Raw genomic sequence first — 13,021 nt, 5'->3', positions numbered from 1 at the left:
GGCTACGCCGCCGTGTAACTCGCGAGGCAGCCGGCGCAGCAGAACCAGAAGTCCTGCCCGTCGACCCGCGCGTGCGGCGTCTCCGGCCCGACCAGCACTGTCATCCCACACACCGGGTCGACGGCCTGCTGGGGTCGAGCGGCCGGCGCGCCGGAGGCCGGGGCCAACCCGTCCACCCGGATCGCCCGGACCACCTCAGCCATGATCGACAGGGCGATCTCGGCCGGCGTACGCGCGCCGATGTCCACACCCGCTGGCGAGTGGACGCGGGCGCGCTCCTCGTCGGTCAAACCCAGCTCGTCGAGCAGGGCCGCGCCGCGCCTGCCGCTCGCCACCAGCGCGATGAACCCGACGCCGGCGTCCAGCGCGGCCCGGATCGCCTCCTGCTCGCCCTTGCCCAACCCGGCCACGACGACAGCGGTGCAGCCGACGCAGTCGTCGGCCGCGACGACGTCGAAGTCGAGGAACGCGGCGAGGTTGGCCACCGCCGCGCTGATCGGCGTGCTGCCGACGACACGCAGAGCCGGCGCCGGCAGCATCGGTCGGAGGAAGACCTCGATCGCCCCACCGGAGTGGCACGGGTTGACCACCACCCGCGCCCCCGGGGTGTCCGGGAACGGGACCGCGCCCTCCGGCAGCACCCGCAGCAGCAGGGCGGTCCCGTCGCGCAGGGTGTCGAGCGCCGCCGCCCGCACCGAACTCTCGGCGCACACCCCGCCCACGAAACCCTCGATCGAGCCGTCCGACCGGATCACCGCGGCGTCGCCCGGCCGGGCCGACGTCGGGTCCTGGGCGCGGACCACTGTGGCGTGGACGAACGGCTCCCGGGTGTCGGTCAGCTCCCGGGCGCGCTCCGCGATGGTGGTCATCTCGGCTCCCTCAGATCGGCGGCCGGGCCTGGCCGCGCATCGCGTCCCAGACCCGCGACGGCGTCAGCGGCATGTCGGCATGGCGTACGCCGAAGGGCTTCAGGGCGTCGATGACCGCGTTGACGATCGCGGGTGGTGACCCCACCGTCGCGGACTCGCCCACGCCCTTCGCGCCGATCGGGTGGTGCGGCGACGGCGTCACGGTGAACCCGGTCTCCCAGTCGGGCACCTCCAGGGACGTCGGGATCAGGTAGTCCATCAGGGACGCGCCGAGGCAGTTGCCGTCCTCGTCGAACGCGATCATCTCCATCAGGGCCATGCCGACCCCGTCGGTCAGCCCGCCGTGCACCTGCCCCTCGATGATCATCGGGTTGATCCGGGTGCCGCAGTCGTCGACCGCGATGAACCGTCGGACCTTCACCTGCGCGGTGCCGGGGTCGATGTCCACCACGCAGATGTACGCGCCGTGCGGGTAGGTCAGATTCGACGGGTTGTAGCAGATCTGCGCCTCCAACCCACCCTCGATGCCCTCGGGCAGGTCACCCGCGCCGTGCGCGCGCATGGCGATGTCCTGGATGGTGACGGACCTGCCCGGGTCGCCCGCGACGTGGAACGCGCCCTTCTCCCACTCCAGGTCGGCCACCGACACCTCCAGCATCCCCGAGGCGATGATCCGCGCCTTGTCGCGGACCTTCCGGGCCACCAGAGCCGCAGCGGCGCCCGAGACGGGCGTCGACCGGCTGCCGTACGTGCCGAGGCCGAACGGGGTGTTGTCGGTGTCGCCGTGCAGCACCTCGATGTCCGCCGGTGGAATCCCGATCTCCTCGGCGACGATCTGCGCGAACGTCGTCTCGTGCCCCTGACCCTGCGACTGGACGCTGAGGCGTACCACGGCCTTTCCGGTCGGGTGGACGCGCAGCTCGCAGCCGTCGGCCATGCCCAGCCCGAGAATGTCCATGTCCTTGCGCGGCCCGGCGCCGACGGCCTCGGTGAAGAACGCGATGCCGATGCCCATCAGCTCGCCCCGGGCCCGCTTCTCCGCCTGCTCGCGGCGCAACTCGTCGTAGCCGGCCATCTCCATCGCCAGCCGCATCGTCGGCTCGTAGTTGCCCGAGTCGTACACCCAGCCGGTCTTCGTCGTGTACGGGAACTGCTCCGGCTGGATGAAGTTCTTCAGCCGCAGCTCGGCCGGGTCCATGCCGAGTTCGTCGGCGAGGCAGTCGACGATCCGCTCGACCAGGTAGACCGCCTCGGTGATCCGGAACGAGCACGCGTACGCGACACCGCCGGGCGCCTTGTTGGTGAAGACCGCCGTCATCTTGCAGTACGCGGCCTCGATGTCGTAGCTGCCGGTGAACACCCCGAAGAAGCCGGCCGGGTACTTCACCGGGGCGGCGGTGCCGTTGAACGCGCCGTGGTCGGCCAGCACGTTGGTGCGGATGCCGAGGATCCGGCCGTCGCGGGTCGCCGCGATCTCCCCGCGCATGATGTAGTCGCGGGCGAAACCGGTGCTGATCAGGTTCTCCGAGCGGTCCTCCATCCACTTCACCGGCTTGCCGGTGACGATCGAGGCGACGATCGCGCAGACGTACCCGGGGTAGATCGGCACCTTGTTGCCGAACCCGCCGCCGATGTCCGGCGCGATCACCTGGATCTTGTGCTCGGGCAGGCCCGCCACGATGGCGTAGAGGGTGCGGTGCGCGTGCGGCGCCTGGGTGGTCGACCAGAGCCGCAGCTTGCCGTCGACGGCGTCGTAGTCGGCGACCGCCCCGCACGTCTCCATGGGCGCCGGGTGCACCCGGGGGTAGACGAGGTCCTGGCTGACCACGACGTCGGCGCGGGCGAAGACCGCCTCGGTGGCCGCCTCGTCGCCGGTCTCCCAGTCGAAGCAGTGGTTGTTCGTCTTGCCGTCCAGGTCGTCGCGGATCAGCGGGGCGTCCGGCTCCAACGCGCGACGTGCGTCGATCACCGGGTCGAGGACGTCGTACTCGACGTCGATCAGTTCCAGCGCGTCGCGGGCCGCGTACCGGTCCTCGGCGACGACGAACGCGACCTCCTGGCCCTGGAAACGCACCTTGTCGGTGGCGAGGACGGCCTGCACGTCGTTGGAGAGGGTCGGCATCCAGGCCAGGTTCTGCGCAGCCAGGGCAGCCCCGGTCACCACCGCCTTCACCCCGGGCGACGCCTCGGCGGCGCTCGTGTCGATGCTGACGATGCGGGCGTGCGCCACCGGCGACCGGAGGATCGCGAGGTGCAACATGCCGGGCAGTTGGACGTCGTCGACGTACCGGCCGCGACCCCGCAGGAAGCGCGGGTCCTCCTTGCGCAGCATCCGGCCGTACCCGACGGGTTTCTGGTCGTTGTCGTGGAACGTGTCCACGCGCTCGTGCACGGTGGTCATGCGACGGCCTCCGCGGGCTGGCCGGCGTTGTCGATCTCGCCGGCCTCGGTCGATTCGGTGGTCTCGGTGACCTGGGCCGCGGCCTGCGCCTCGGCCACGGCGGCCCAGCGGACCGAGCGGACGATGGTGGCGTAACCCGTGCACCGGCAGATCTGACCCGAGATCGCCTCCCGGATCTCCGTCTCACTCGGGTCGGGGTTGCGGTCGAGCAGCGCCCGCGCGGTCATCATCATCCCCGGCGTGCAGAAGCCGCACTGGAGACCGTGGCACTGCATGAAACCCTGCTGGATCGGGTCCAGCTCGGCGCCCTTGGCGAGACCCTCGACGGTACGCACCTGGTGGCCGCCGGCCATCGCCGCGAGCACTGTGCACGACTTCACCGGCTCGCCGTCCAACCAGACCACGCAGGTGCCGCAGTTGCTGGTGTCGCAGCCCCAGTGGGTGCCGGTCAGACCGAGCACGTCCCGCAGGAAGTGCACCAGCAGCAGCCGGGCCTCGATCTCCCGGGTGACCTCGACGTCGTTGACGGTCATGGTGACCTGCATGCTCAGCTCCTCGCCCGTTCGACGGCCCGGCGCAGGGTCCGCCTGGTCAGCTCGGCGGCCAGATGCCGCTTGTAGTCCGCGCTGCCGCGCTGGTCGGTCACCGGGTCGCAGCTGCGCGCCGCAATGGCCCCGGCCTGCTCGTAGAGCCCTTCCGAGGGTTCCTGCCCGCGCAAGGCGGCCGAGATCTCCGGGATGCCCGTCGTGTTGGGGCCGACCGCCGCGAGCCCGACCCGGGCGTCGACGATCGCGCCGCCGTCGAGCCACACCGCCGCGCCGGCCGACACCACGGCCCAGTCGCCGGCCCGGCGCTCGACCTTGGCGTACGCGCTGCCGCAGCCGGGCCGCACGGGTAGCCGGATCTCGACCAGGATCTCGTCGTCCGCGACGGCCGTCTCGTACGGCCCGACGTGGAAGTCCTCCATCGACACGACCCGCTCCGCGCCGCCCGGACCCCGGATCACGCACCGCGCGTCCAGGGTCGTGCACACCGCCGAGAGGTCCTCGGACGGGTCGGCCTGGCAGAGCGAGCCGCCCAGCGTGCCCCGGTTGCGCACCACCGGGTCGGCGATCACCCGTTCGGCGTCGGCGAAGATGGGGAACGCCGCCCCCAGCACGGGGGATTCGAGCAGCTCCCGATGGCGGGTCAGCGCCCCGATGCGAACCTCGTCCGGGCCCGTCTCGACGTAGCCCAGCTCGGCGTGCAGGTCGTTGATGTCGATCAGATAGTCGAAGTTGGCCAGCCGGAGCTTCATCATCGGCAGCAGGCTGTGCCCGCCGGCGATCAGGCGGGCGGTGCCGCCGCGATGCTCCAGAAGGCTGATCGCATGGTCCACACTGGTGGCTCGCTCGTACTCGAACGGTGCCGGCACCTGCATGTCGTACCTCCGCAGTCCGGCAAAATCTCTGCCCGACGGTGACCAAAGTCAACGGCGACCTAAGCAGTTGCTTAGGTCGCCGTTGACGGTGCGGCCCGGGCTCGCGGATCGTGCGGCCATGCGGGACATCGTCGACGGGCTGACGACCTGGCGTTCGGCCGGCGTCGTGTTCGCCGTCGCGACCGTCGTGCGGACCTGGCAGTCCGCGCCCCGGCAACCCGGGGCGGCGATGGCCGTCTCGGCACACGGCGAGGTGCTGGGCAGCATCTCTGGGGGCTGCGTCGAGGGCACCGTCTACGAGATGTGCCGGACGGCGCTGGAGACCGGGACTGCCCAGACCCAGACCTTCGGTGTCAGCGACGACGACGCGTTCGACGTCGGTCTGACCTGCGGCGGCACGATCCAGGTCCTGGTGCAGCCCGGCGTCGCGATGACCGAGACCGACGAGGTGCTCGCCGCGATCTCCGACGGCCGGCCGGTCGCCACCGCATCGGTGGAAAACGCCCAACTGGTGATCTGGCCCGACCGGATCGCCGGCAGCCTCGGCGCACCCGACCTGGACGACGCGGCCGCCCGGCAGGCGCGGGGCATGCTCGCCCTCGGTGCCACCGGCACGATCCACCTGGGCCGGCGGGGGGAGCAGCGTGGCGACGACGTGGCGGTGTTCGTCCAGTCGTACGTGCCGCCGCCCCGCATGATCATCTTCGGCGCGATCGACTTCGCCGCCGCGATGGCCCGGATCGGCAGGTTCCTCGGCTACCACGTCACGGTCTGCGACGCCCGCCCGGTGTTCGCCACCCGCGCGCGCTTTCCGGACGCGGACGACCTCGTGGTGCAGTGGCCGCACGCGTACCTGGAGTCGACGACCGTCGACGACCGTACGGTGCTCTGCGTGCTGACCCACGACCCCAAGTTCGACGTGCCGCTGCTCCAGGTCGCACTGCGCACACCCGCCCGCTACATCGGCGCGATGGGCAGCCGCCGCGCACACGACGACCGGATGCGCCGGCTCCGCGAGGCGGGCGTTAGCGAGGCCGCGCTGGCCCGGCTCTGCTCACCGATCGGGCTGGACCTGGGTGCGCGCACACCCGAGGAGACGGCCGTGGCGATCGCCGCCGAGATCACCGCGCAGGCCTGGGGCGGCTCGGGCCGGCCGCTCAGCGACCTGGCGACCCCGATCCACCACACCTGACGCTAGATCATGCGCAGGACCAGCGCCGCGGAGACCGCCAGCTCACGGTCGAGCACCTGGTCCCGGGGGACGAACACCATGGCCTGCCCCTCACCGAGAACCACGTCCTCCTGCCTGGCCGGATCGCGTACCCTCCGCTGATGGAACTCGATGATCTTCCGCTGGCCGAGTTCGCGTTCCCGGGACCGCTGCGCGACAGCCTCGTCGCCGCGATCCTCTCCGGCGCGAAGACCTCGACGACCGGCCTGCTGATCGGGTACGAGCGCGCGAACGAACCGCTGCCCGAGGTGGGTCAACTGTCCGCCGTGGTGGACTCCGAGGGGCGGCGCGTCGCGGTCATCGAGCTGACCGACGTACGGGTGGTCCGGCTCGGCGACGTCGACCTGCAACACGCCCTCGACGAGGGCGAGGGCGACGAGTCGGTGGCGCAGTGGCGCGCGGGGCACGAGGCGTTCTGGCACAGCGCTGAGGTGCGCGCCGAGTTGGGCGACCCCGGCTTCACCGTCGACGACGAAACCCTGGTGGTAGCCGAGCGCTTCCGGCTGGCGCAGGTCGTCTGACCAGTCGGCGGGCGATCGTTGGCAGCTCAGCAGTGCGATGCTCGGCGTGTCGAGCTGCTCAGCTGCCAACGATCAACGAGCGAGCGGGGCGGCGCTGGCAGTGTGTCCCTGCGTCGTTGTCTGGATCTCAACTCCGTGGCTGTTCTTCGTAACCTGGATCCGCCAGACTGCGCCGTATGGGTGATCGTTGGCGCCGGTGGGCGTGGGTCGGGGTGCTCGTCGTCGGGCTGATCCTTTACCTGGTGGTGCTGCGGACCCTGGTCAGCACCAAGAACCCGAATTTCGTACCCGCGTTGATCCTGCTCGGGGCGACGCTGGTGCCGCTGACGTTCCTGACGTTCGCGCAGGCTCGCACCGGGCGATGGCAGGTGCCGGCGTCGGTGCTGGTGACGTCGGCGTTCTTCGGTGGTGTGATCGGCACTGTGGTCGCCGGCACGCTGGAGTACGACGCCCTGCGCGGGCTCGGCACCCTGCCGATGCTGTTCGTGGCACTGATCGAGGAGTCGGCGAAGCTGATCGTCCCGGTGGTCCTGCTGTTCACGGTGGTGGCCCAGCGTCGTCGCCGGGTGCCCTCCGACGGGCTGATCATCGGCATCGCCGCCGGCATGGGGTTCGCCGCGCTGGAGACGATGGGCTACGCCTTCAGCGCGCTGCTGAGCTCGCAGGGCAACATCGGTGCGGTGGAGCAGACGCTGTTCGTCCGTGGCCTGACCGCGCCCGCCGGTCACACCGCCTGGACCGGGCTCACCGCCGGCGCGTTGTGGGCGCTGCTGGCCAGCCCGAGCGTCGGCCGGCTCATCGGGTTCATCGGCACGTTCCTGGGCGTCGTCGTCCTGCACACCCTCTGGGACACGTTCTCCGGCTCGTTGGTCTTCATCGTGCTGGCGATCATCAGCATCGGCTGGCTGTTCTGGGAGCTGCGCCGTTACCGGACCTTCACCGAGCACCCCGTCGGTCAGGTCCAACCGAACTGACCATCGCCGTACTTCATGCCTCTCCCGGCCCGCACGATCAGGTCGGGAGAGGCATGACTGTTGGTGATCCCGCTGCGACCGGACCGGCACCTCATCTAACGTCAGAGTGTTCATATTTGGCGTGCTTGGTCGGGAAGGTGCGGCAATGGGGGTGCGTAGCTGGATCGAGGGTTGGCCGGTCTACCGCCAGCTCACCGGCACCGACCCGTTGGGGCGGGGTGCCGCGGCGAAGTCCGACGGGTCCCGCGCGCTCACCGCCCGCACGGAAACCGCCGACAGCGTGGCCCGCTCAGTCTGCCCGTACTGCGCCGTCGGCTGCGGTCAGCGGGTGTTCGTCAAGGACGGGCAGGTCAGCCAGATCGAGGGCGACCCGGACAGCCCGATCTCGCGGGGTCGGCTCTGCCCGAAGGGTTCGGCCAGCAAGAGCCTGGTGACCAGCCCGCTGCGGCAGACCACTGTCCGCTACCGCCGGCCGTACGGCACCGAGTGGGAGGACCTGGACCTCGACACCGCGATGAACATGATCGCCGATCGGGTCCTGGCCGCCCGGGACGAGACCTGGGAGGACGTCGACGCCGAAGGTCGACCGCTCAACCGGACGCTGGGCTTCTCCAGTCTGGGTGGGGCGACGCTGGACAACGAGGAGAACTACCTCATCAAGAAGTTGTTCACCGCGGCGGGTGCGTTGCAGATCGAGAACCAGGCGCGTATTTGACACTCCGCCACCGTCCCCGGTCTGGGGACCAGCTTCGGTCGCGGCGGCGCCACCCAGTACCAGCAGGACCTGTCGAACTCCGACATGATCGTCATTCAGGGTTCGAACATGGCCGAGGCGCACCCTGTGGGTTTCCAGTGGGTGATGGAGGCCAAGCGCCGCGGGGCGAAGGTGTTCCACGTCGACCCGAGGTTCACCCGGACCAGCGCCGTGGCCGACGCGTACCTGCCGATCCGGGCGGGCACCGACATCGCGATGCTCGGCGGCGTGATCCGCTACATCCTCGAAAACGAGCTGGACTTCCGGGAGTACGTCGTCGCGTACACCAACGCGGCCACGATCGTGACCGAGGACTACCGCGACACCGAGGATCTGCATGGCCTTTTCTCCGGCTTCAACGAGGAGAACGCCTCCTACGACCAGACCAGCTGGCAGTACAACGGTGACGAGTCCAACGGCTCCACGCACGACACCGAGACGCAGCGGGAAACCGCCGCCGGGTTGGAGCACGAGTCGCACGGCGCGCCGGTGAACGGGCAGACACAGCGGGACGAGACGTTGCAGCACCCCCGCTGCGTCTACCAGATCCTCAAACGGCACTACGCGCGTTACACGCCGGAGATGGTGGAGCGGGTCTGTGGGATCCCGCAGGACAGGTTCCTGGAGCTGGCTCAGGCGTGGGCGGCGAACTCCGGCCGGGAGCGCACCGGGATGCTGATCTACTCGGTGGGGTGGACGCAGCACAGTGTGGGTGTGCAGTACATCCGCACCGGCGCGATCATCCAACTGCTGCTGGGCAACATGGGTCGCCCGGGTGGCGGAGTCCTGGCGCTGCGCGGTCATGCCAGCATCCAGGGCTCCACGGACATTCCGACGCTGTTCAACCTGCTGCCCGGCTACCTGCCGATGCCGCACCACGCCGACCACCCCACCTTCGACAAGTGGGTGGACAGCATCCACCACCCCGGCCAGAAGGGCTTCTGGGGCAACGCCCGCGCCTACGGCGTCAACCTGCTCAAGGCGTACTGGGGGGATGCGGCCACCGCGGAGAACGACTACTGCTACGGGTACCTGCCGCGGATGACCGGTGACCACGGTACGTACCAGCAGGTGCTCAACATGATCGACGGGAAGATCAAGGGGTACTTCCTGCTCGGGCAGAACCCGGCTGTCGGCTCGGCGCACGGCCGGGCGCAGCGTCTCGGCATGGCGAACCTCGACTGGCTCGTGGTCCGGGACCTGTTCGAGATCGAGAGCGCCACGTTCTGGAAGAACGCCCCGGAGATCGAGACCGGCGAGATCGTGCCCGAGCAGTGCCGCACGGAGGTGTTCTTCCTACCGGCCGCCTCGCACGTGGAGAAGGAGGGCACGTTCACCCAGACGCAGCGCCTGTTGCAGTGGCGGGAGAAGGCCGTCGAGCCGCCAGGCGACGCACGCTCCGAGCTGTGGTTCTTCTACCACCTCGGCCGCATCATCCGGGAACGGCTGGCGCAGTCGACCCTGCAGCGCGATCGGGCGCTGCTCGACCTGAACTGGAACTACCCGACGCATGGCCCGAACGCCGAGCCGAGCGCCGAGGCCGTGCTGCGCGAGATCAACGGGTACGACGTGGCGACCGGCCGGCCACTGGCGTCCTTCACCGAGATGAAGGACGACGGCTCCACCGCCTGCGGGTGCTGGATCTACAGCGGCGTGTACGCCGACGGTGTCAACCAGGCCGCCCGGCGCAAACCCGCCAGCGAACAGTCCCTGGTCGCCCTGGAGTGGGGCTGGGCCTGGCCGGCGAACCGTCGCATCCTCTACAACCGTGCCTCGGCCGATCCGGACGGCAACCCGTGGAGCGAGCGTAAGAAGTACGTCTGGTGGGACCCGGACAAGGGTGAGTGGACCGGTTACGACGTGCCCGACTTCGAGAAGAACAAGGCGCCGACGTACCGGCCCCCGCCCAACACCGCGGGTGTGGAGGGCATCGCCGGCGACGACCCGTTCATCCTTCAGGGCGACGGCAAGGGCTGGCTGTACGCGCCCAGCGGCGTCCTGGACGGCCCGCTGCCCACCCACTACGAGCCGGTCGAGTCGCCGGTGCGCAACCCGCTGTACCGACAGCAGGCCAACCCGACCCGCAAGGTCTACACGCACCCGATCAACTCGTTGAATCCGAGCCCGCCGCAGGAGCACAGCGACGTCTTCCCGTACGTGTTCACGATCAGCCGGCTCACCGAGCACCACACCGCCGGCGCGATGAGCCGCAACGTGTCGCCCCTGGCCGAGTTGCAACCCGAGCTGTTCGTCGAGGTGTCGCCGGAGTTGGCGGCCCTGCGAGGGTTGAGTCACCTGGGCTGGGCGCACCTGGTCACCAGCCGCGCGGCCGTCGAGGCGAAGGTGCTGGTGACCGACCGCGTCACGCCGCTGCGCGTGGATGGCCGGATCATCCACCAGGTCTGGCTGCCGTACCACTTCGGCTACGAGGGCCTGGTGACCGGCGACTCGGCGAACGACCTGTTCGGCATCACCCTCGACCCCAACGTCCTGATCCAGGAGAGCAAGGTCGGCACCTGCGACGTCCGGCCCGGACGGCGCCCCAGAGGACAGGACCTGTTGGGCCTCGTCGTCGACTACCGGCGGCGGTCGGGGAACCTCGTCCACCGCTACCCACCGAGGGTCACGACCGACGTCGCCGACAGCAGCAGCGACCAGGAGGCCTGACCGATGCCCCACGCCAACGCCCTGTACGGGCCGCTGGACCCCGCGCCGGACGCCGGCTACGAGGATCCGCCGCCGCGGATGGGGTTCTTCACCGACACCAGCGTGTGCATCGGCTGCAAAGCGTGCGAGGTGGCCTGCAAGGAGTGGAACGGGGTCCCCGAGAGCGGGCTCGACCTGCTGGGAATGTCGTACGACAACACGGGTGCCCTGACCGCGAACTCGTGGCGGCACGTCGCGTTCGTGGAGCAGCCCCGCTCGGCCGGGTGGGCGACTCCGGCGTTCCAGGAGCAACCCGACGGGCCGTCGGTCAGCCCGCTCACGGCGGCCGTCGGCGCGGGTACCAGCACCGACACCGGAACCGATCCGGGCCTTGCGCCCGGCTCGCCCGCAGCGGCCGCCCGCATGTCGGGCGGTCCGGAGTTTCTGGGGATGCCGGGGGCGCAGCCCCCGGGGAGGGGTTCGGGTGCGGAGGAGCGGACGGATTTCCGCTGGTTGATGATGTCGGACGTGTGCAAGCACTGCACGCACGCGGCGTGTCTGGATGTCTGTCCGACGGGTTCGTTGTTCCGGACGGAGTTCGGCACCGTGGTGGTGCAGGAGGACATCTGCAACGGCTGCGGTTACTGCATCTCCGCCTGTCCGTACGGGGTGATCGATCAGCGCAAGGACGACGGTCGGGCGTGGAAGTGCACGCTGTGCTACGACCGGTTGGGTGCGGGGATGACGCCGGCGTGCGCGCAGGCGTGTCCGACGGAGTCGATCCAGTACGGGGCTCTGGACGAGTTGCGGGAGCGGGCCGCCACGCGGGTGGCGAAGCTGCACGAGCAGGGAGTGCCGGAGGCCCGCCTGTACGGGCACGACCCGAACGACGGCGTCGGTGGGGACGGTGCGTTCTTCCTGCTCCTGGACGAACCCGAGGTGTACGGGCTGCCACCGGACCCGATCGTGACCACCCGCGACCTGCCGGCCATGTGGAAGCGCGCCGGCCTGGCGGCGATGACGATGGCGGTCGCCACGGCGGTCGCGTTCCTGGGTAGGCGGCAATGACCGACGAGACACCATCGAACGAGCCGGTCGGCGCCCGGTTCCGCGAGTTCCAGGCCGGCCTCGATCAGCCGGACGGGAAGCGTCACCGGCAGCCCCGCAGACGAGGCGGCGACGGTGAGCAGCTCACGGTGCCGCCGGCCGACTTCGCCTCCTACTACGGCCGGCCGGTTCTGAAGCCGCCGGTGTGGAAGTACGACATCGCCGGCTACCTGTTCACCGGAGGCCTCGCCGCGGGAAGTGCGCTGATCGGCGCGGGCGCCCAACTGACCGGACGACCGGGGCTGCGCAAGGTGGGCCGCTGGACGGCCCTCGGCGGTGTCGCCGCCAGCACGTACCTGCTGGTTCACGACCTCGGCCGGCCGGCCCGGTTCCATCACATGCTCCGGGTCGCCAAGGTGACCTCGCCGATGTCGGTCGGCACCTGGATCCTCGCCGCGTTCGGGCCACTGGCCGGCGTGGCCGCGGTCGCCGAGCTCGCATCCCTGCTCCCGCAGCACGGTGTGCTCGGCCTCGCCCGTCGGATCGCACCGCCCATCGGCAACGTCGCCGGCCTGGCCGCCGCGGCCACCGCGCCGGCGCTGGCGACGTACACCGGGGTGCTGCTCGCCGACACGGCAGTGCCGTCCTGGCACGACGCCTACCCGTCGCTGCCGTTCGTCTTCGCCGGCAGCGCGCTCGCCGCCGCGTCCGGGGTGGGACTGATCGCGGCACCGGCCGCGGAGACCGCCCCACTGCGACGACTCGCCCTGGCCGCCGCGGCCGTCGAGTTCGGCGGAGGGCACCAGTTGGAGCGGCAGGGCCTCACCAGCGAGCCCTACCAGCACGGCCGCAGCGGCCGGCTGGTCAAGGCGGGACGCGCCCTGCTCGCCGTGGGCACCGTCACCGCCCTGCTCAGCCGACACAGCCGGGTCCTGTCGGCGATCTCCGGCGCCGCCCTCGTGGCATCGTCGGTCGCCACCCGGTTCGGCGTCTTCGAGGCGGGACGGGTGTCGGCACGCGATCCGAAGTACACGGTCGTGCCACAACGGGAGCGGCTCAACGAGAACCGGTCGACCACCCAGCTCTGATCGGATCGGCGAACGGAAGGCGCCCCTTTCAAGGGGGCGCCTTCCGTTGTGATGCAAGAGGTCTGGCCAC

The 13,021-nt window shown here is 70.4% G+C and carries 9 protein-coding genes and 1 pseudogene; 6 read left to right on the top strand and 4 right to left on the bottom strand.

Features of this window, described 5'->3' with window-relative positions; all coding sequences use genetic code 11:
* Positions 1–2 precede the first annotated feature (2 nt).
* Genes AC3CF1_RS05955 through AC3CF1_RS05940 form a run of 4 tightly spaced genes read right to left on the bottom strand, consistent with a single transcriptional unit; the run spans position 3 to position 4,690 of the window.
* Positions 3–869: an XdhC family protein gene (locus AC3CF1_RS05955; protein ID WP_488449759.1), complete on the bottom strand. Its 867-nt coding sequence runs from the start codon at positions 867–869 to the stop codon at positions 3–5.
* A gap of 10 nt (positions 870–879) precedes the next feature.
* On the bottom strand, positions 880–3,270 hold the full coding sequence (locus AC3CF1_RS05950) for an aerobic carbon-monoxide dehydrogenase large subunit (protein ID WP_099854472.1): 2,391 nt from the start codon (positions 3,268–3,270) through the stop codon (positions 880–882).
* A complete protein-coding gene (locus AC3CF1_RS05945; protein ID WP_088948676.1) occupies positions 3,267–3,815 on the bottom strand; it encodes a (2Fe-2S)-binding protein in 549 nt (182 codons plus the stop codon). The genes AC3CF1_RS05950 and AC3CF1_RS05945 overlap by 4 nt, the downstream gene beginning before the upstream one ends.
* Positions 3,816–3,817: 2 nt before the next feature.
* A complete protein-coding gene (locus AC3CF1_RS05940) occupies positions 3,818–4,690 on the bottom strand; it encodes an FAD binding domain-containing protein (RefSeq protein ID WP_141909837.1) in 873 nt (290 codons plus the stop codon).
* Positions 4,691–4,808: 118 nt separating this feature from the next.
* On the opposite strand from AC3CF1_RS05940, the gene AC3CF1_RS05935 reads away from it, so the two are divergent.
* The 6 genes and pseudogenes from AC3CF1_RS05935 (at position 4,809) to nrfD (ending at position 12,951) form a co-directional block, all read left to right on the top strand.
* Positions 4,809–5,882: an XdhC family protein gene (locus AC3CF1_RS05935; RefSeq protein ID WP_088948674.1), complete on the top strand. Its 1,074-nt coding sequence runs from the start codon at positions 4,809–4,811 to the stop codon at positions 5,880–5,882.
* 140 nt (positions 5,883–6,022) lie between these two features.
* Positions 6,023–6,442 carry an ASCH domain-containing protein gene (locus tag AC3CF1_RS05930; protein WP_488449758.1) on the top strand — a complete coding sequence of 140 codons (420 nt, stop codon included), beginning with the start codon at positions 6,023–6,025 and terminating at the stop codon, positions 6,440–6,442.
* A gap of 176 nt (positions 6,443–6,618) precedes the next feature.
* Positions 6,619–7,416, top strand: coding sequence for a PrsW family intramembrane metalloprotease (locus AC3CF1_RS05925; RefSeq protein WP_488449757.1), 798 nt, complete (start codon positions 6,619–6,621; stop codon positions 7,414–7,416).
* Between the two features lie 145 nt (positions 7,417–7,561).
* A pseudogene (gene fdh, locus AC3CF1_RS05920) lies at positions 7,562–10,810 on the top strand (formate dehydrogenase); the annotation flags it as partial.
* Between the two features lie 30 nt (positions 10,811–10,840).
* The gene (locus tag AC3CF1_RS05915) at positions 10,841–11,884 is read left to right on the top strand and encodes a 4Fe-4S dicluster domain-containing protein (protein ID WP_488449756.1); all 1,044 of its coding nucleotides are present in this window, start codon (positions 10,841–10,843) and stop codon (positions 11,882–11,884) included.
* The gene (gene nrfD / locus AC3CF1_RS05910; RefSeq protein ID WP_488449755.1) at positions 11,881–12,951 is read left to right on the top strand and encodes an NrfD/PsrC family molybdoenzyme membrane anchor subunit; all 1,071 of its coding nucleotides are present in this window, start codon (positions 11,881–11,883) and stop codon (positions 12,949–12,951) included. Before AC3CF1_RS05915 ends, nrfD begins: the two co-directional genes overlap by 4 nt.
* Positions 12,952–13,021: the final 70 nt, after the last annotated feature.

This window comes from Micromonospora sp. MGP-C2, assembly GCF_057766525.1.
The sequence above is the reverse complement of the archived record's forward strand: the minus strand, read 5'-3'. Positions and strand labels throughout refer to the sequence as shown.

Bases quoted from the DNA above. Each gene is read 5' to 3' on its own strand.
- AC3CF1_RS05925 (WP_488449757.1), top strand. From the start codon at position 6,619: ATGGGTGATCGTTGGCGCCGGTGGGCGTGGGTCGGGGTGCTCGTCGTC.
- AC3CF1_RS05950 (WP_099854472.1), bottom strand. From the start codon at position 3,270: ATGACCACCGTGCACGAGCGCGTGGACACGTTCCACGACAACGACCAG.
- AC3CF1_RS05940 (WP_141909837.1), bottom strand. From the start codon at position 4,690: ATGCAGGTGCCGGCACCGTTCGAGTACGAGCGAGCCACCAGTGTGGAC.
- AC3CF1_RS05945 (WP_088948676.1), bottom strand. From the start codon at position 3,815: ATGCAGGTCACCATGACCGTCAACGACGTCGAGGTCACCCGGGAGATC.
- AC3CF1_RS05915 (WP_488449756.1), top strand. From the start codon at position 10,841: ATGCCCCACGCCAACGCCCTGTACGGGCCGCTGGACCCCGCGCCGGAC.
- nrfD (WP_488449755.1), top strand. From the start codon at position 11,881: ATGACCGACGAGACACCATCGAACGAGCCGGTCGGCGCCCGGTTCCGC.
- AC3CF1_RS05935 (WP_088948674.1), top strand. From the start codon at position 4,809: ATGCGGGACATCGTCGACGGGCTGACGACCTGGCGTTCGGCCGGCGTC.
- AC3CF1_RS05930 (WP_488449758.1), top strand. From the start codon at position 6,023: ATGGAACTCGATGATCTTCCGCTGGCCGAGTTCGCGTTCCCGGGACCG.
- AC3CF1_RS05955 (WP_488449759.1), bottom strand. From the start codon at position 869: ATGACCACCATCGCGGAGCGCGCCCGGGAGCTGACCGACACCCGGGAG.